Below are 17,731 nucleotides of genomic sequence, written 5' to 3' on the forward strand. Positions count from 1 at the left end.
CTCGGGGGATCGGCGTGCGGGAACGGCATCGGGCGATGCCGTTCCCGCACAGGGGGAGTGCTGTTTAGAGGAGGTCGTTGACTTCCTGGATGACGTCGTCGCCGCCGCTGGAGCGCCACGTGTCGATGGCGGCCTGCAGCCCGGCCTCGTCGATCTGGCTGGCGATGTACTGGATGCGGGCGTCGGCGATGATCGTGTCGAGCTGCGCGCCGCTGGTGGTGTACGTGGGGGAGACGGTGCCTGAGGCCGGGTTGTAGACCGCGTTCGGCAGGTCTTCGGCCTGGAGGTCGAGGCGGCGCTGGTAGAGGGCCGCTTCGAACTCGGAGCCCTGCTTGATCGGGTGGGCGTTGTACCCGGCGACGTTCATGCCGAGCTGCGCCCACGCGCCGGTGACCTGGTCGGTGAAGTCCTGCTTCGCCGGGTCGAAGACGACGCCGCCGTCCTCCACGGTGTAGTTGTCGCCTTCGATGCCGTGGTTCATGAGGTTCTGCGCCTCGGTCGAGTTGAGCTCGTTGAGGGCGGTGAGGACCTGCGCGAGCTGCTCCTCGGTCTGGACGCCGGAGCGGGGGATCGCGAGGAACCCGGAGTACCCGGCGGTGGGCATCGCGTAGGTGCCGTTGGGGCCTTCGAGCTGGCCCGCGAGGGCCACGTACTGGTCGAAGCCCTCGGGGTCCTGCTCCTTGAAGAGCTTGGTGAGCTCGCCCGCGCGGGACTGGACGTCGATGATGATGCCGCCCTTGCCGTTCAGGAACGGCTCGTTCCAGGTGGCGGGGTCCATGGTGGCGTAGTCGGGGTTGACGTAGCCGTTCTGGACGAGGTCGCGCTCGTACTGGAGCGCCTGCGTCCATTCAGGGGTGGTGAAGGCCGGGACGAGTTCGCCGCCCTGGTCGCTCCAGAGGTTCCCGGACCCGTGCCACACCTCGATGGCGTCGTAGGGGCTGCCGTTGCCGATGCCGCCCCACGCGGGGTTGATCATGCCGTAGGTGTCGTTCTGGCCGTTGCCGTCCGGGTCGTCCTCGGTGAACGCGCGGGCGATCTCGTAGAGGTCCTCGGTGGTCTCGGGCAGCGCGAGGCCGAGGTTGTCCAGCCAGTCCTGGCGGATGATGACGCTGTGGCGGATGACGTCGCGGGCGCGGTAGATCCCGTAGACCTTGCCGTTGACGCTGGCGGCCTCCTGCACCTCGGGGTTGGCGGTGACGAGGTTCGGATAGTCGCCCGAGGCGAGCGGCTCGGTGAGGTCCCAGAACCCGCCGGCCTCGGCGGTCTGGACGAACGCCTGGTCCTTGCCCTGGATGACCATCACGTCGGGGATGTCGTCGCCCGCGAGGACGGTGTTGGTCTTGGCGCCGTAGTCGCTGTTGGGCACCCACTGGACGCTGAGGTCGATCCCGGCGAGGTCGCTGAGCGCCTTGTCGATCGGGTCGTCCTCCTCGGGCGGGACGGGGGAGAAGAAGGGGGCCATGATGTCGAGGGATTCGAGCGGTTCGTCGCTGCCTCCGCCGCCGTCGGAGCACGAGGTGAGGGCGAGGGCGCCGATGGCGGCCACCGCGATCGGTATGCGCTTTCTTGCGAGCTTGCGTTGCATCTCGGGGGTCCTTTCGGAAGGGGATCGCTTCGGTCGATGGGGGCGGTGCCGGTGCCGCCGTTGGGTGTCAGGCCGCGAGGTTCCGGTCGTTCGCGGCGAAGAAGGAGAGGCACAGCGCGGTGCACAGGTGCGTCCACGTGCCGATGGCGACCACCGGCACCAGGCCGGGGACGAACGCGCAGAGCGCGACCGCGAGCGCGGTGGTCGCGATGAGGAGCAGGGGCGCGCCGGGGAAGCGCATGAGGAACGTCCAGGCCAGCCGGATGCACTGGACGCGGCGCAGCTCGTAGTGGGCATCCATGTGGAGGACGAGCACGAGGTGCGCGACGCAGACGGCGGTGGCCGCCCACAGTCCGATCTGGAGCGCGCGAGGGCCGCCCGCGGTGAGGAGTCCGAAGCCGAGGCCGGTGAGTGCGGCGGCCGTCGGGGCTGCGAGGAGGTTGGCGTGGAGGAAGCCGCGGCGCCACCGGGTCGCGAAGGCGCGCACGAGGTGCTGCGAGTCGCCGCGCAGCCGGGTGCGGCTGCACGAGGCCGCCGCGGCGAGCGCGGGGGCCCAGCCGAGGACGATCCCGCCGGCGAGGGTGAAGGCGATGACCAGGAGGTTGAGCAGGCCGACGTACGCGGCCGCGTCGGCCCGGCCGTACCAGCGTTCGAGGCGCGTACCGGCCCGCTCGGTCACTGACGGCCCGCCGGGGGTGGCCCACGTCGTCATGCGCACTCCTGCCATCTACATCGATGCATGCGAACAGTTCGATTCCTCAACGCGGACTGGGGCCTTCGGTGCCGTAGCCGGGCGGCACCGTGCCCGCTGTCGATTGAAAGGATTCAACTGTGGTTGCCACCATAGTTAACGATCAATCTCCAGTCAATACCGGGACGCATTTGCTTCAAACGGCGTTCCCGAACGGGCCGATCCGGCCCCTCCGGTTGAATCGGTTCAACTCGAAGTGGAGGTCAGTATTAAGAAAATCAATCTCCAACTCTTGAAAATTAAGATCTGCACGGGTACAAATTGATATATGACAGACGAGGCAATGGACTGGCAGGAGCTGACGAACGTCACCCGGGGGCAGCGGTTCACCGTCGAACGGGTGCGGCTCGAAGCGAGCGGCATCGCGGTCGAAGGCGCGTTCGACCTGCCGCAGCTCGCGCAGCTCAGCGCCGAGGACCAGGTCTTCGTCACCGCCTTCGTGCGGTGCCACGGCTCCATCAAGGAGATGGAGCGGACCTTCGGCGTCAGCTACCCCACGATCAAATCCCGGCTCAACCGCATCGGCCAGGCCCTCGACTTCGTCGAGACCGACCCGGCGCCCTCCCGGGCCGAGGTCATCGACCGCCTCAAGCGCGGCGAGATCACCGCCGAGCAGGCACTCACCGAACTGGAGGGCCCGCCATGATCCCCCAACTCGTCACCGTGCGCGTCAAGCGCCGCGGCCGCCGCACGATCCGGCTCTGGGTCCCCGTGCTCCTCGTCGCGATCGTGCTCTCCCCGCTCCTGCTCCTCGCCCTCATCGGCGGCGTCATCGCCTGCCTGATCTTCGACATGAGAGTCCTGAAGACCTTCGCCGACGTGGGGCGCGTCATCGCCGCACTCTCCGGCACCCGCTTCGACTTCGAATACGGCCGCACCGCCGTGCGGGTAAACCTCCACTGAGACAAGGAAACCGCCATGAACGAACAGCGCAAAGCCATCCTCGACATGCTGGCCGAAGGCAGGATCACCGCCGACGAGGCCGAACGCCTCCTCGCCGCCGTCGAACCGGAGGAGGCCCCGAACCCGCTCCGCCCCAAAGGCAAAGCCAAGTACCTGCGGGTCCTCATCCAGTCCATGGACGAGGGCGAACCGACCAACGTCAACATCCGCGTCCCCATCGCCCTGCTCCGCGCCGGAGTCCGCCTCACCGCCCTCATCCCGCCGAAGGCCATCGAAGCGGCCAACACCGAGATGGCCAAGAACGGCGTCCCCTTCGACCTCGGCGCGCTCAAACCCGACGAGCTCGAAGAACTCGTCAACCACCTCGACGAGGTGACCGTCGACATCGACTCCAGCGATGCCACGGTCCGCATCTTCAGCGAATAAGCCGATGTGGCGGTTTCGCGTGGCGGCCATGGCCGTCCGGGCCCGGTGGCAGGCCGCCCCGAGGCGGTACCTGCGCCGCTGGGCCCGGCAGGCCTGACGCTGGCGCGGGTGGGGGAGAATGCTGCATGTGTTGCATGTCCGCGTGATCAGCCCCGCCGCCCGCACCGCCGAAGTCCTGCGCATCGCCGCAGACTGCCCCGCGGTCGTCAACGTGATCCGGTTCCCCGGCGCCGCTTACGATCCCGAAGGCGACGTCATCGAGTTCGACGTCGCCCGCGAAGGCGCCAACGCCGTCCTCGCCGACCTCCGCGAACTCGGCCTCAAAGACACCGGCGGCATCACCATCGAGCAGATCGACCTGTCGATCTCCACCGCCGCCGAGCAGGCCGAAGCCTCCGCCCCCGGCGACCCCGAAGACGCCGTCGTCTGGGAGGAACTGGCCGCCCGCACCGCCGCCGAAGCCCGCATGACCTGGTCCTTCTTCGCGTTCCTCGCGCTGGCGGTCCAGATCGCCGCGATCGGCGCGCTCCTGGACCAGCCCATCCTCATCGTCGGCGCGATGGTCCTCGGCCCGGACTTCGGCCCCGTCGCCGCCATGTGCTTCGGTGTGCTGCAACGCAACGTGCGCCTCATCGGCGCCGCCGCCCGCACCCTCGCCCTCGGCTTCGCGGCCGCCATCGCCGTCACGCTCGCCTGCGCGTACGCGAGCCGCCTCATGGGCTGGATCGAACCGGCCATGCTCGACGACCGCCCGCTGACCAGCTTCATCATCCACCCCGACCGCTGGTCCTTCGTGGTCGCCGTCCTCGCGGGCGTCGCGGGCATCCTCTCCATGACCGCCCGCAAATCCTCCGCGCTCGTCGGCGTCTTCATCTCGGTCACCACCGTGCCCGCCGCCGGGAACATCGCCGTGGCGATCGCCCTCTCCCACTGGGACGAGGTCGGCGCCTCGCTCATCCAGCTCGGCGTCAACGTCGCGGGCATGATCCTCGCCGGGATCGCCACCCTCGTCATCCAGCGCACCGTGTGGACCCGCTTCGGCCAGCACGAGATCGCCCCGCACACCCCGGCCGATAAGCCGACGAGCGGCCGCGTCTCCGGGTAGCGGTAGAGGCGCTTGCGCGTGGCTATCGCCAGCGAGGTCGCGAACAGGACCGGGCCGATGCGGCCGCCGTACATGACGACGGCGAGCAGCCACTTCGACGGGTCGCCGAGGTCGTAGGTGATCCCCGTCGACTGGCCGACGGTGGCCGCCGCCGAGACGACCTCGAACATGATGGGCGCCAACGTCAGGTCCGGCTCGAACCGCTGCATGAGCATCACGGCGAGGACGTTGAGCGCCAGGTAGACCAGCGCTACCGTGAGCGCTTCGCGGACCACCGGCATCGGCAGGCTGCGCCGGAACGCCGAAGCGTCCTTCTCGCCCCGGATCTCGGCCCAGATCACCCACATCAGTAGGAAGAACGTGGTGACCTTGATGCCCCCGGCGGTCGAGGCCGAGCCGCCGCCGATGAACATCAGCACCATCGAGACCAGCAGCGAGTCGTTGTTCAACTGCCCCACGTCGATCGAGTTGAACCCGCTCGTGCGCAGCACCGCCGACTGGAAGAACGCGGGCAGGAACCGGTCGTACCAGGCGAACTGCCCGAACGTCCCCGGGTTCGACCACTCCAGGGCCAGCAGCGTGAACCATCCGCCGACGAGCAGCAGGGCCGTGCCGAACAGGGTCATCTTGGTGTGCAGCGTCCACCTGCGGGGCGCCCGCCGCCGCGAGAGCTCGAAGACCACCGGGATGCCGAGCCCGCCGAGGACCGTCCCGAACGCCAGCGGCAGGCTGATCCACGGATCGGTGGCGAAACCGATGACCGAATCGCTGAACAGCGCGAACCCCGCGTTGTTGAACGCCGCGACACTGTGGAACACCCCGTGCCAGGCCGACTCGCCCGGCCCGAACCCGTAGCCGAAACCGAACCGCAGCGCCAGCACCAGCGCGGTCGCCACCTCGACGACGAGCGTGTACAGCGCCGCGAAGCGCAGCACGCTCCGCACATCGCCGAGACTGATCGACGGGTGCAGCTCCGCCTGCGTCATCAGCTTCGACCGCAACCGCAGCTTGCGGCTCACCAGCATGCCAAGGAACGCCGCCGTGGTCATGATGCCGAGGCCGCCGAGCTGCATAGCCACCAGGATCACGACCTCGCCGAAGCCGCTCCAGTGCGTCGGCGTGTCCACGGTGACCAGGCCCGTGACGGCGATGGCCGAGGTCGCCGTGAACACCGCGTCGACGAACCGCGTGCCGCCGGGCCCGGCCTGCGCGGCAGGCAGCATCAGCAGCCCGGCAGCCGCCAGGATCGCCACCGCGAACGCCACCGGGACGATGCGCACGGGGTGCCGGACGAAGCCGTCGAGTACGGCGCGGGGGACAGGTCGCAGCGGACGGCCCTTTCCTGCGGTTCGGAGTCCACGGCGCGGGACCGCGCCGCCGGAAGCAGGATAACGCCGCCGCACGCCCGGCCGCCGCGACACGTCATTGCCTTCGACGCGCCTTCAGGCCTGCGGCAGCGTCAGCACCATCGTGAGCCCGCCACCAGGCGTGGCCTCGGGCAGCAGCGTGCCGCCCATCGCCTCGGCCAGGCCCCGCGACAGGGCCAGGCCGAGCCCGACGCCCGTGGTGTTGTCACGGTCGCCGAGCCGCTGGAACGGCGTGAACATCGTCTCGCGGTCCTCGTCGGGAACGCCTGGGCCGCAGTCGATCACGCGCAGCTGCACCTGGTCGCCGCCGACGCTCGCGGTCACGACCGGCGGCCTGCCCTCAGGGCTGTACCGCAGCGCGTTCGCCACGATGTTCACCAGGATGCGCTGCAGCAGACCGGGATCGGACGACACCTGCGGCAGGTCCCCGTTGACGTCGAGCCGCACGCCGGCGGCGGTCTCGCCGATCTCGTCCAGCGCGTACGGCACCGCTTCATCGAGCGCGATCGGCACCGGATGCGCCCCGAGCACGCCCGCCTGGAGCCGCGACATGTCGAGCAGGTTGTCCACCAGGCCCGTCAGCTTCACCAAGGACGCCTCGGCCGTCTCCAGCAGCTCCGACCGCTCCTCCACGGTGAACAGCGCCTCGTCGTTCTTGAGGCTGCTCACCGCGACACGCACCGAAGCCAGCGGCGAACGGAGATCGTGCGACACCGCCGCCAGCAGCGCCGTCCGGAGCTTGTCGGTGTCCGTCAACCGCTGCACGGCTTCGGCCTGCCGCTCAAGGCGTTCGCGCTCCAGCGCCGCAGCCGAGTGCATCGCGAACGCCTGCGCGATGCGCCGGTCGCTCGCTTCGAGGGTGTGCCCGCGCAACGCCAGCGCGAGGTCGTCGTTGATCGGCAGGTCGTTCTCGGCCGAACCCGGACTCGCGCACGGCTCGCCCGCATAGGCCACGCACCGCCACAGCTTCGCGTCCTGCCGCTCGGCCGGGCCCGCGCCCGGCTCGATCCGCTCCAGCAGCGTCACGGACTTCAGCGCGAACGTCACCCGCAACTGCTCCAACAGGTCCGAGACCCGGTTGCCGCCGCGCAGGACGGTCCCCGCGAGGGTCGCCAGGGTCTGCGCCTCGGCGCTGGCGCGCGCCGCGAGCCGGGCCCGGGAGGCCGACACGTTCACCACGGCCGCCCCGCCGAGCGCGAGCGCCACGAAGATGACCAGCGCGATGACCTGCTCCTGGTCGCTGATCCGGAACGAGTAGTACGGCTCGGTGAAGAAGAAGTTGAGCAGCACGAATCCGAGCAGGGCCCCCAGCAGCGCGGGCCACATGCCGCCGGTGAGGGTCAGCCCCATGACGGCGGTGAGGACGATGAGGATCATCGTCGTGAGCGACAGCTCCCCGTGGAACGGCGTCAGCGCCGCCACTAGGGCCGGAATCCCGAAGAGCGCCAGGAAGACTCCGAAGCGCCTGCGGCCGGTGCCGATGAGGCCCCGCGCCGTGCGGCCCTGCTTGACGCTCGCGACCCGCTCGTGGGTGACGAGGTGGACGTCGATCGCCCCGGACTTCGCAGTCGTGGTGACGCCGACGCCGCGCGAGAGGAGCTGCGCGAACCGGCCGCGCCGCGAGGCCCCGAGGACGAGCTGCGTCGCGTTCACGCCGACCGCGAACGCCAATAGCGCGTCGGGGATCGAGTCGCCGATGACCTGGTGGTACGAGCCGCCCAGGTCTTCGACGAGGAGCCGCTGCCGGGCGAGGTTGCGGGCGGCGCGGGCGCTGGTGAGCCCGTCGCCGGACGCGATGTATACGGCTTTGAGGTCGGCCCCGCCCGACCGCGCGGCGATGCGCGCGGCGCGCCGGATGAGCGTGTCGCCCTCGTCGCCGCCCGAGAGCGCGACGACCACTCGTTCCTTGGATTCCCATGTGGCCGTGATGTGCTGGTCTTCGCGGTACTGCTCGAGCTGGTCTTCGACCTTGTCGGCGAGCCAGAGCAGGGCGATCTCGCGGAGCGCGGTGAGGTTGCCGACCCGGAAGTAGTTGGAGAGGGCCGCGTCGACCTTCTCGGCGGGGTAGACGTTGCCGTGGAGCATCCGCCGCCGCAGCGCCTCGGGGGTGATGTCGGCGAGTTCGACCTGGTCGGCGCGGCGCACGACCTCGTCGGGGACGGTCTCGCGTTGCGGCACCCCGGTGATCTGGGCGACGACGTCGTTGAGGGATTCGAGGTGCTGCACGTTCACGGTGGAGATGACGTCGATCCCGGCGTCGAGGAGTTCGTCGATGTCCTCCCAGCGCTTGGTGTTGCGCGAGCCGGGGACGTTGGTGTGGGCGAGTTCGTCGACGAGGGCGACCTGCGGGGCGCGGGCCAGGACGGCGTCGAGGTCGAACTCCTCGAACGCGCTGCCCCGGTACGCGATGCTGCGGCGGGGCACGGCCTCCAGGCCCGCGATGCGCTCGGCGGTGCGGGCCCGGCCGTGGGTCTCGACGAAGCCGACGACCACGTCGGTGCCGCGCTCGGCGCGGCGGTGGGCCTCTTCGAGCGCGGCGAAGGTCTTGCCGACGCCGGGAGCGGCCCCGAGGTAGATCCGCAGTTGTCCACGTGACACAACCATAAGAATCCTCGCTATTGCTCGGGGCCGCTGCCGGGTCGGTGACTCATGTGAGCGGGGCCGCCTCGTCCAGGGCGAGGTTCAGCTCCACCACGTTGACCGTGGGCTGGCCGATGAAGCCGAGGAACCGCCCTGAGGTGTGCTCCTCGATCAGCGCCTCGACCTCGGACTCGGTCAGGCCGCGCTCGGCGGCGACGCGGGCGGTCTGCAGCTCGGCGTACTCGGGGCTGATGTGCGGGTCGAGCCCGGAGCCGGACGCGGTCACGGCGTCGGCCGGGACCTCGGGCTCGGCCGCGTCGCCTTCGATCGGCGTGATGATCGCGGCCGCGTAGTCCTCGCCGTACTCGGCGCATTCGACGTGCACGCCTTCGTATTCGGTGACGAACGGCGCCTCGACCGCGTCGCAGGCCTCGTTGAGGCTCACGACCCGTTCGACCTCGCCCGAGGTGCCTTCGGAGTAGAAGACGCCCAGGACCGCGCCGATCCCGGTGCCGGTGCAGTACGGCCGGGAGCCGTCCACGCCTTCGCGTTCACCGATCTGGACCGAGCGCTCGCATACCTGCGTGAGCAGGCTCTTCGCGGCGTTCGCGTCGCCGTCCCAGCCCAGGGCCGGGTCCGGCAGCGTGTCGACGGTGTTCTCGGGGCCGAGGTTCGACGCCCCGGTCACGAGCGGGTCGTAGTCGCCGGTTTCACCGGCTGCCATCGACGGCCGGGACTGGAAATAGGCGAGGAGCGCTTCGCCGTCCGCGTCGGTGTAGGACTGCCCGATCAGCGAGGAGCCGATGACGTTGCCGTCTTCGTCGGTGATGAGCGAGCCCTCGGCCTTGCCGTTCAGCCCGGGGATCTGCGCGACCGCGAGGACCGCGAGCGGGTAGATGATGCCTGTGACCAGGGTCAGGACCAGCAGGGCCCGGACCGCCACGAGGTGCTGGAAGATCCAGCGGGGGAGACGTGCCATTGCTATGCCATCCCGGGAATGAGCGCGACCAGAAGGTCGATGAGTTTGATGCCGATGAACGGCGTGACGATGCCGCCGAGGCCGTACACCAGGAGGTTGCGCCGCAGCAGCGACGAGGCCGAACCCGGCTTGTAGGCGACGCCCTTGAGCGCCAGCGGGACGAGCGCGATGATGATGATCGAGTTGAAGACGACCGCCGAGACGATCGCGGACTCCGGGCTGGCGAGGCGCATGATGTTGAGCGCGTCGAGCCCGGGGTAGATCACGGCGAAGATCGCCGGGATGATCGCGAAGTACTTGGCGATGTCGTTGGCGATCGAGAAGGTCGTCAGCGCGCCGCGGGTCATCAGGAGCTGCTTGCCGATGGCGACGATCTCGATGAGCTTGGTCGGGTCCGAGTCGAGGTCGACCATGTTCCCGGCCTCTTTGGCCGCCGAGGTGCCGGTGTTCATCGCCACGCCGACGTCGGCCGCGGCGAGCGCCGGGGCGTCGTTGGTGCCGTCGCCGGTCATGGCGACCATGCGCCCGGATTCCTGCTCACGCTTGATGAGCGCCATCTTGTCCTCGGGCTTGGCCTCGGCGAGGAAGTCGTCGACACCCGCTTCGGCCGCGATGGCTCGCGCGGTGCGCGGGTTGTCGCCGGTGACCATGACGGTGCGGATGCCCATGGCGCGCAAGCGCGCGAAGCGTTCGGCCATGCCCTCCTTGACGACGTCCTTGAGGTAGATGACGCCGAGGACGCGGGGCGCCTCGCCTTCCTGGTGTTCGGCGACGACGAGCGGGGTGCCGCCTTCGCGCGAGACCTGGTCGACGAGTTCGTCGGCGCGCGGGTTCGGGTCGCCGCCTTCGGTCTTGACCCATTCGATGACGGCGGCGGCCGCGCCCTTGCGGATGCGGTGCACTGAACCGTGCTCATCCAGGTCCACACCGGACATACGGGTCTGGGCGGTGAACTCGATCCACTCGGCGTGCGCCAGCTCCCCGGCGTCCCGCTCGCGCAGGCCGTAGCCCTCCTTGGCGTACACCACGATCGAGCGGCCCTCAGGGGTCTCGTCGGCGAGGCTGGAGAGCTGCGCGGCGTCCGCGAGGTGGCTTCCGGCGATGCCCGGCACGGCCAGGAACGAGCTCGCGCGGCGGTTGCCGTACGTGATCGTGCCGGTCTTGTCGAGCAGCAGCGTGTCCACGTCTCCGGCGGCCTCGACGGCCCGGCCGGACATGGCGAGGACGTTGCGCTGCACGAGCCGGTCCATCCCGGCGATGCCGATAGCGCTCAGGAGCGCGCCGATCGTCGTTGGGATCAAGCAGACGAGCAGCGAGATCAGGACGATACCGGTCACGCCGTCCTGGTTCAGGACCGCCGAGTCCGGGGCCGCTGCCATGTAGTCCTTGGAGAAGACCGCAACTGGCTGCATCGTGACCACGGCGAGCACGAAGATGATCGTCATGGCCGCGAGCAGGATGTTCAGGGCGATCTCGTTGGGCGTCTTGCGCCGCTCGGAGCCTTCGACGAGCGCGATCATGCGGTCGAGGAAGGATTTGCCGGGCTCGGCGGTGATGCGGACGACGATCCAGTCCGAGAGGACCTTCGTGCCGCCCATGACCGCGCAGCGGTCGCCGCCGGACTCGCGGATGACAGGCGCGGACTCGCCGGTGATCGCCGATTCGTCGACGCTGGCGATACCGGTGACGACGTCGCCGTCACCGGGGATCGTCTGCCCCGCTTCGACGAGGACGTAGTCGCCGCGCTTGAGCTCGGGCGCGGGGATCTCGACCGTGGCCACCTTCGGGGTGGTGATGCCGGGGTCCTGCTGCTCGAGCTTGCGGGCGACCGTGTCGGTCTTCGCCCTGCGCAGCGAGTCGGCCTGGGCCTTCCCGCGGCCTTCGGCGATCGCCTCGGCCGCGTTCGCGAACAGGACCGTGAGCCACAGCCACACGGTGATCGTCCAGGCGAACACGCTAGGGTCGAGGGCGGCGATCACCGTGGTGAAGGCCGCGCCGATCTCGACGATGAACATGACCGGGTTGCGCCACATGACGCGGGGATCGAGTTTGCGGAACGCCGCCGGGGTGGCCTTCCACCACTGCATCGGGTCGAGGAGCCCGTTCCGGGGCTTTGCAGATGCCATTGCTGACGACTCCTAGTGCAGCCCGTCGGCCAGCGGGCCGAGGGCGAGGACGGGCAGGAAGGTGAGCGCGACGAGGATGACCGTCACGCCGACGACCATGCCGACGAACAGGGGCTTGTGGGTGGGCAGCGTGCCCGCGGTGGCCGGGACCGGCGACTGCTTCGCGAGCGACCCGGCGAGGGCGAGCACGAGGATGATCGGCAGGAACCGGCCGAACAGCATGCACAGGCCCAATGCCGTGTTGAACCACGGCGTGTTGGCGCCGAAGCCGCCGAAGGCCGAACCGTTGTTGTTCGACGCGGAAGCGAAGGCGTACAACAGCTCTGAGAGCCCGTGCGGGCCCGAGTCCTGCATGGAGTCGAGGTTCACCGGCACGGCCAGCGAGGCCGCGACGCCGATGAGCAGCAGCGCCGGGGTCACCAGGAAGTACAGGCTCGCGAGCTTGATCTCGCGGGCGCCGATCTTCTTGCCCAGGTACTCGGGGGTGCGCCCGACCATCAGCCCCGCGATGAACACGGTGATCACGGCGAGCACGAGCAGGCCGTAGAGCCCCGCGCCGACGCCGCCGGGGGCGACTTCGCCGAGCATCATGTTGAGCATGAGGACGCCGCCGCCGAAGGAGGTGAACGAGTCGTGGAACGAGTTCACCGAACCGGTGGAGGTCAGTGTGGTCGCGGCGGCGAACAGCCCGGAGTCGGCGATGCCGAAGCGGACTTCCTTGCCCTCCAAGGCGGCTCCGATCGCCTGCGGCACAGTGCCATTGCCGACCTTCTCGAAGCCGATGACGAGCGTGGTCGAGATCAGGGCGATGACGCCCATGACCGACGCGATCGCGTACCCCTGCCGGTTGTCGCCGACGATCCGCCCGAACGTGCGCGGCAGCGAGAACGGGATGACCAGGAGCAGGTAGACGATGATGAAGTTCGTCCAGGCCGTGGGGTTCTCGAACGGGTGCGCGGCGTTCGCGTTGTAGTAGCCGCCGCCGTTCGTGCCGAGGTTCTTGATCGCCTCCTGGCTCGCGACGAGCCCGCCCGTGAGGGTCTGACCGTCTTGGGTGGTGGTGAAGTCGGTGAGGTTCTGGACCACACCTCCAGCGACCAGCACGATCGCGGCGACGAAGCTGATCGGAACGAGAATCCACAGCACGATGCGGGTCAGGTCGACCCAGAAGTTCCCGAGCTTGTCCGTTGCCTTCCTTGCGAACCCGCGCACCAGGACCACCGCGACGGCGATGCCCACGGCCGCGGACACGAAGTTCTGCACGGCGAGCCCGGCGGCCTGGATCAGGATGCCCATAGTGGACTCGCCCGAGTAGGCCTGCCAGTTCGTGTTCGTCGTGAAGCTGACGGCGGTGTTCCACGCGAGGGCCGGTTCGACCCCGATGAACCCGTTGTCCAGCGGCAGCCAGCCCTGGACGCGCTGGAACAGGAAGAGCACGATGACGCTCACGGCCGAGAACGCCAGCACGCTGCGGGCGTACCCGCCCCAGTGCTGCTCGGTGCCGGGGCGGACGCCGATGACGCGGTAGATCCCGCGCTCCACCTTCCGGTGGTGCTCACGGGTCACGACCCGGTACATGTAGTCGCCGAGCGGCTTGTAGCTCAAGGCGAGCGCCGCGATCATCGCGGCGACGAGGAGGACCCCCGCTGCGGTCGGGCTCATCAGAAGCGCTCCGGCTTCAGCAGGGCCCACACGAGGTAGGCGCCGATGAGGACGGCCAGGACGAGGCCGATGGCGTTCACGGCGCTCACAGCTTCTCCACCGCCTTGACGACCAGAGCGAGGACGATGAAGCAGATCACCGTCAGCGCCAGATAGGCGAGATCGGGCATTGGTTCCTTCTTCTCAGCGCATTGGGAGGCGCGGCGGGCGCCGCGCCGCCGACCGGGGTGCGTCGGCCTGACCGAGTGAACGCCGCCGGAACCGGGTTGCCTAGGGCGATTGACGGCCCCCATACGGGCCCCCGCGAATGCTTGACGAGGCCTTGACGCCCCGCTGGTAGCCTTTGGGGGTCCGTGCAGGAATCCGAGGAGGTGGTACCCGTGAACGAATCGACGTTGGTGCTCCTCCGGGGAGTCACGGTCGGGCGATAGGTCGTCCGGGAGCGCCGCTTCTCAGCAGCATTCCCGAAAGGCACGACCATGCACTTCATTTCCGAACAGGATCTCGGCGAGCGCGTCACCGAGCGAGAGTTCACCCTCGGCGACATCCCCGGCATCCTGTGGACGCCCTCAGCCGCTTCTTCGTCCGCGCCGGTGCCGCTCATTCTGATGGGCCAGCCCGGCGGGTTCGGGATGCGGCGGATGTATCCCCGCCTGGCGGCACGGGCACGCGCCGTTGCCGCGCACGGATTCGCAGCAGTCGCCATCGAGCTGCCCGGGGCGGGCGACCGGACCCCGCTACCCGGCATGGAGCAGGCCCGATCGGACCTCATGCGGGCGATTTCGGCTGGCGAAAAGCCTGCGGAGGAGGTCGTAGACCGGCTGGTACTGCCGCTCGTCGAGAAGGCCGTGCCGGAGTGGCAGACCGCGCTCGACGAGCTGCTCGGCCTTCCCGAGATCGGCGAGCGGGTCGGATTCTCCGGCGGGGTGATTGCGATCGGCGTACGTCTGGCCGCGATCGAACCGCGCATCGCGGCGGCAGGACTCTTCGCTGGCAGCTACGTGCCGCGCACGATCATGGAAGAGGCGCGTCAGGTCACGATCCCGCTGCACGTGCTCCTCCAATGGGATGACGAGGGGAACGACCGGGGGATGGCCCTCGATCTCTTCGACGCCTTCGGATCGGCGGAGAAGACGCTCCACGCCAACATGGGCGGTCACACCGGCGTCCCGCAGTACGCGGGAGAAGACGCCGGCCGCTTCTTCGCCCGCCATCTCGGCGCTGCCGCTAGCTAAGGGAACGGAAGCAAACCAGGGCCGGGCGCGTCGCGCGTCCGGCCCTCATACTTTCGTGCAACCAGTCTGTCCCGCAAGGCGTATGACGTCTGTGCAGGAATTTCGGGTGCTGGGGCCGGTGCAGCTGGTGGTGAACGGTCGGGCGGCGGCCTTGGACGCCGCAAAACCGCGGACGCTGCTGGCGCTCTTCCTGCTGAACCTGAACAGGCCGGTCGGGCAGGACTGGCTCATCGACCAGCTGTGGGACGATCACCCGCCCAAGACCGCCGAAGCGACCTTGCGCTCCTATGTATACCAACTGCGGAAGCACCTGCACGGCAACGAGAACACCCCGGCGCTTCGCAGCCGGACCAAGGGCTACGTGCTGGAGGCCCCAGACGATTCGATGGACGCGCACCGCTTCGAGGCGATCGCCGCGAGAGGCCGACAGGCGTTGCAGCGCAATCGGTCAGGCGAAGGAGGTGCCATGCTCCGGGAAGGTCTCGGGCTCTGGCGCGGTGCCGCCTCGTTCGCCGACATCGATGCCCCCGCCGTTCGAGACAAGGCCCGCCTGCTCGACGAGCTTCGCTTGGAGGTCCTTGAGCAGTGCCTCGCGGCAGAGCTGGAATCGGGCGCGCCGACGGCCACCGTTGCCGAACTGGAAGCGCTCACCATCGCGCATCCGCTGCGTGAAGGCCTGTGGCGCCTGCTCATGCTCGGTCTCTACCGAGCCGGGCGGCAGGCCGAGGCCCTCTCGGCGCATCAGCGCCTGTACCGCCTGCTCGTCTCGGAACTCGGCATCAAGCCCTCGCCGCCGATCGAGGAGCTGCACCAGCAGATCCTGCGGTACGACCCCCGGCTCGCAGTTCCAGATCGCGATTCGATTGGCGTCGTCTCGCGTCCGACTGTGCCGAGGCAGCTGCCGTCATCGGCCGCCCACTTCACCGGCAGGGAAGCGCAACTCTCCGCATTGGACAACCTGCTCGCCGCCCCGGCCGAGTCGGCCGGAGCGGCTACTGCCGCTGTTATCACCGGCGCCGCCGGGATCGGGAAGACCGCCCTCGCCGTCCACTGGGCGCACCGGGTCGCCGACCGGTTCCCGGACGGGCAGCTGTACGTCAACCTGCGCGGCTTCGACCCGGTCGGACAACCAGTCACGCCGGGCGAGGCCGTCCGGGGCTTCCTCGAAGCGCTGCACACGCCGCCGAGCCAGATGCCGAGCGATCTGGACGCCCAGGCCGCCCTGTACCGCAGTCTGCTGGCCGACAAGCGCATCCTGGTGCTCCTCGACAACGCCCGCGACTTCGACCAGATCCGTCCGCTCCTGCCCGGCACCGCCTCGGACCTGGTGCTAGTCACCAGCCGCAACACCATTTCAGGGCTCCTCGCCCACGGCGCCCGGCCGATCACCCTGGCGGGCCTCGACCCCGAAGAGTCCGCGCGGTTCCTGGAGCGCCGCATCCGGGACGGGCGGACGAGCGCCGAACCCGCAGCCGCCGAACGGATCGCCGAAGCCTGCGAAGGACTGCCACTCGCACTGGCCATTGTGGCCGCACGTGCCGCGACCCGGCCGGACTTCTCGCTGACGGCCCTCGCCGCGACGCTCCACGACGCGCGCGACCGCCTCGACGCGCTGGCCGACCCCGACCCCGCGATCGATCTCCGCACCGTCTTCTCCTGGTCGTACCGGGCTCTCACCGCCGAGGCCGCCCGGCTGTTCCGGCTCCTCAGCACCCACCCGGGACCCGACTTCACGCAGGAGGCGGCCGCGGCCGTCGCGGGGACCACCGCGCCCCAGGCGAGTCGGCTGCTCCTCGAACTGACCCGCGGGAACCTCCTCACCGAACCGGTCCCTGGGCGGTTCGCCTTCCACGACCTGCTGCGCGCGTACTCCGCCGAGCTCGCCGAAGCCGTCGACACGTGCAGCGACAGAAAAGAAGCGACGCGTCGGCTGCTGGACTTCTACCTCCACACCGCACACGCCGCCAGCCGACTGGTCGACCCGAACCGGGACCCGATCCAACTCTCCACTGTGCCCTCCGGCCTGCCTCCGGTCCGGCTCGCCGACGGCATGGCCGCGATGGCGTGGTTCGCCTCCGAGGGGGCCGCGCTGGCAGCGGCCGTCCATCACGCGAACGAGCAAGGGTTCGACACGCACTGCTGGCAGTTGGCCTACACCCTCAGAGACCACCTCGACCGCGGGCCCTGGCAGGACCAGACCGCCATCTGGCAGACCGCCATGGAGGCCGTCCGAAAGCTCGGCGACTCCGGCGCCGAGGCCCGCCTGAGCCGCTTGCTCGCCGAGGCGTACAGCCAGCTTGGCCGCACCGAGGAGGCCCGCGCGCTCCTCGACCGCTCGATGATCCTGTGCCGGGACCTGAACGACCGCACCGGCGAAGCGCACGCCCACCTCATGCACGGTCGGCTCTGGATGCGGCAGGGACGGCCCGTCGAGGCGATCGACAGCGCCGAACGCGCGCTCGACCTGTACCGGGCTACCGGTCACCGCGCGGGCCAAGCCAACGCGCTCAACGGGATCGGGTGGGCCCACTCCCAGTCCGGCGACCACCGGAAGGCGCTCGCCTACTGCGAACAGGCCGTTGCACTCCTGGAGGCGATCGGGGACCGCCACGGCCAGGCCGCCGCACTGGACAGCCTCGGCTACACCCACCACTGCCTCGGCAGGCAAGCCGAGGCCATCGCCTTCTATCGCCGTGCCCTTGCGCTGTACCGGGATCTCGGCCACAGCCAAGGCGAGGCCGACACCTTCGTCAACCTGGGCGACGCCCAGCACGCGAACGGGGACCTCGCAGCGGCTCAGCGGGCCTGGCGGCGCGCCTTGGCCATCTTCGAGCACGTCGGCCACGCTGACGCGGAGAAGGTCAGGGCGAAACTCGGTGCGCTGCCTTCTCCCATTGGGACCGAAGAGGATGCATAGTGGAGGGGGGGGGGGGGGGGGGGGGGGGGGGGGGGGGGGGGGGGGGGGGGGGGGGGGGGGGGGGGGGGGGGGGGGGGGGGGGGGGGGGGGGGGGGG

Annotated in this window: 13 protein-coding genes and 1 pseudogene; 6 read left to right on the forward strand and 8 right to left on the reverse strand. The window is 69.6% G+C overall.

Annotated elements, in window-relative coordinates; genetic code table 11:
- Positions 1–64: 64 nt before the first annotated feature.
- Both ACZ60M_RS19950 and ACZ60M_RS19955 read right to left on the reverse strand, forming a co-directional pair.
- Positions 65–1,585: an extracellular solute-binding protein gene (locus tag ACZ60M_RS19950; RefSeq protein ID WP_465420136.1), complete on the reverse strand. Its 1,521-nt coding sequence runs from the start codon at positions 1,583–1,585 to the stop codon at positions 65–67.
- A gap of 67 nt (positions 1,586–1,652) precedes the next feature.
- A complete protein-coding gene (locus tag ACZ60M_RS19955; protein WP_465420138.1) occupies positions 1,653–2,297 on the reverse strand; it encodes a DUF624 domain-containing protein in 645 nt (214 codons plus the stop codon).
- A gap of 322 nt (positions 2,298–2,619) precedes the next feature.
- On the opposite strand from ACZ60M_RS19955, the gene ACZ60M_RS19960 reads away from it, so the two are divergent.
- From ACZ60M_RS19960 to ACZ60M_RS19975, 4 genes are all read left to right on the forward strand, one after another.
- Positions 2,620–2,982, forward strand: a complete 363-nt coding sequence (locus ACZ60M_RS19960) for a DUF2089 domain-containing protein (protein WP_465420161.1) — start codon at positions 2,620–2,622, stop codon at positions 2,980–2,982.
- Positions 2,979–3,239 carry a hypothetical protein gene (locus ACZ60M_RS19965; protein ID WP_465420140.1) on the forward strand — a complete coding sequence of 87 codons (261 nt, stop codon included), beginning with the start codon at positions 2,979–2,981 and terminating at the stop codon, positions 3,237–3,239. The genes ACZ60M_RS19960 and ACZ60M_RS19965 overlap by 4 nt, the downstream gene beginning before the upstream one ends.
- Positions 3,240–3,254: 15 nt before the next feature.
- Positions 3,255–3,665 carry an SHOCT-like domain-containing protein gene (locus ACZ60M_RS19970; RefSeq protein ID WP_465420141.1) on the forward strand — a complete coding sequence of 137 codons (411 nt, stop codon included), beginning with the start codon at positions 3,255–3,257 and terminating at the stop codon, positions 3,663–3,665.
- Between the two features lie 127 nt (positions 3,666–3,792).
- Positions 3,793–4,770 carry a DUF389 domain-containing protein gene (locus ACZ60M_RS19975; protein ID WP_465420143.1) on the forward strand — a complete coding sequence of 326 codons (978 nt, stop codon included), beginning with the start codon at positions 3,793–3,795 and terminating at the stop codon, positions 4,768–4,770.
- 113 nt (positions 4,771–4,883) lie between these two features.
- On the opposite strand, the pseudogene ACZ60M_RS19980 reads toward ACZ60M_RS19975, so the two are convergent.
- From ACZ60M_RS19980 to kdpF, 6 genes and pseudogenes are all read right to left on the reverse strand, one after another.
- Positions 4,884–5,993: pseudogene (locus tag ACZ60M_RS19980) on the reverse strand (TrkH family potassium uptake protein); the annotation flags it as partial.
- A 219-nt stretch (positions 5,994–6,212) separates the two neighbouring features.
- A complete protein-coding gene (locus ACZ60M_RS19985; protein ID WP_465420144.1) occupies positions 6,213–8,735 on the reverse strand; it encodes a sensor histidine kinase in 2,523 nt (840 codons plus the stop codon).
- A 49-nt stretch (positions 8,736–8,784) separates the two neighbouring features.
- Complete coding sequence (locus tag ACZ60M_RS19990; RefSeq protein WP_465420146.1) at positions 8,785–9,696, reverse strand: potassium-transporting ATPase subunit C; 912 nt, start codon at positions 9,694–9,696, stop codon at positions 8,785–8,787.
- Between the two features lie 2 nt (positions 9,697–9,698).
- On the reverse strand, positions 9,699–11,822 hold the full coding sequence (gene kdpB, locus ACZ60M_RS19995) for a potassium-transporting ATPase subunit KdpB (protein ID WP_465420148.1): 2,124 nt from the start codon (positions 11,820–11,822) through the stop codon (positions 9,699–9,701).
- 12 nt (positions 11,823–11,834) lie between these two features.
- Complete coding sequence (kdpA, locus tag ACZ60M_RS20000; RefSeq protein WP_465420150.1) at positions 11,835–13,484, reverse strand: potassium-transporting ATPase subunit KdpA; 1,650 nt, start codon at positions 13,482–13,484, stop codon at positions 11,835–11,837.
- Positions 13,484–13,573: a K(+)-transporting ATPase subunit F gene (gene kdpF / locus ACZ60M_RS20005; protein WP_392965743.1), complete on the reverse strand. Its 90-nt coding sequence runs from the start codon at positions 13,571–13,573 to the stop codon at positions 13,484–13,486. The genes kdpA and kdpF overlap by 1 nt, the downstream gene beginning before the upstream one ends.
- Positions 13,574–13,962: 389 nt before the next feature.
- Here kdpF and ACZ60M_RS20010 point away from each other — a divergent pair, with 389 nt between their 5' ends.
- Together ACZ60M_RS20010 and ACZ60M_RS20015 are read left to right on the forward strand one after the other, a co-directional pair.
- The gene (locus ACZ60M_RS20010; protein ID WP_465420153.1) at positions 13,963–14,718 is read left to right on the forward strand and encodes a dienelactone hydrolase family protein; all 756 of its coding nucleotides are present in this window, start codon (positions 13,963–13,965) and stop codon (positions 14,716–14,718) included.
- Positions 14,719–14,809: 91 nt separating this feature from the next.
- On the forward strand, positions 14,810–17,635 hold the full coding sequence (locus ACZ60M_RS20015; RefSeq protein WP_465420155.1) for an AfsR/SARP family transcriptional regulator: 2,826 nt from the start codon (positions 14,810–14,812) through the stop codon (positions 17,633–17,635).
- Positions 17,636–17,731: the final 96 nt, after the last annotated feature.

The sequence above is a fragment of the Glycomyces sp. NPDC050141 genome, from assembly GCF_055586545.1.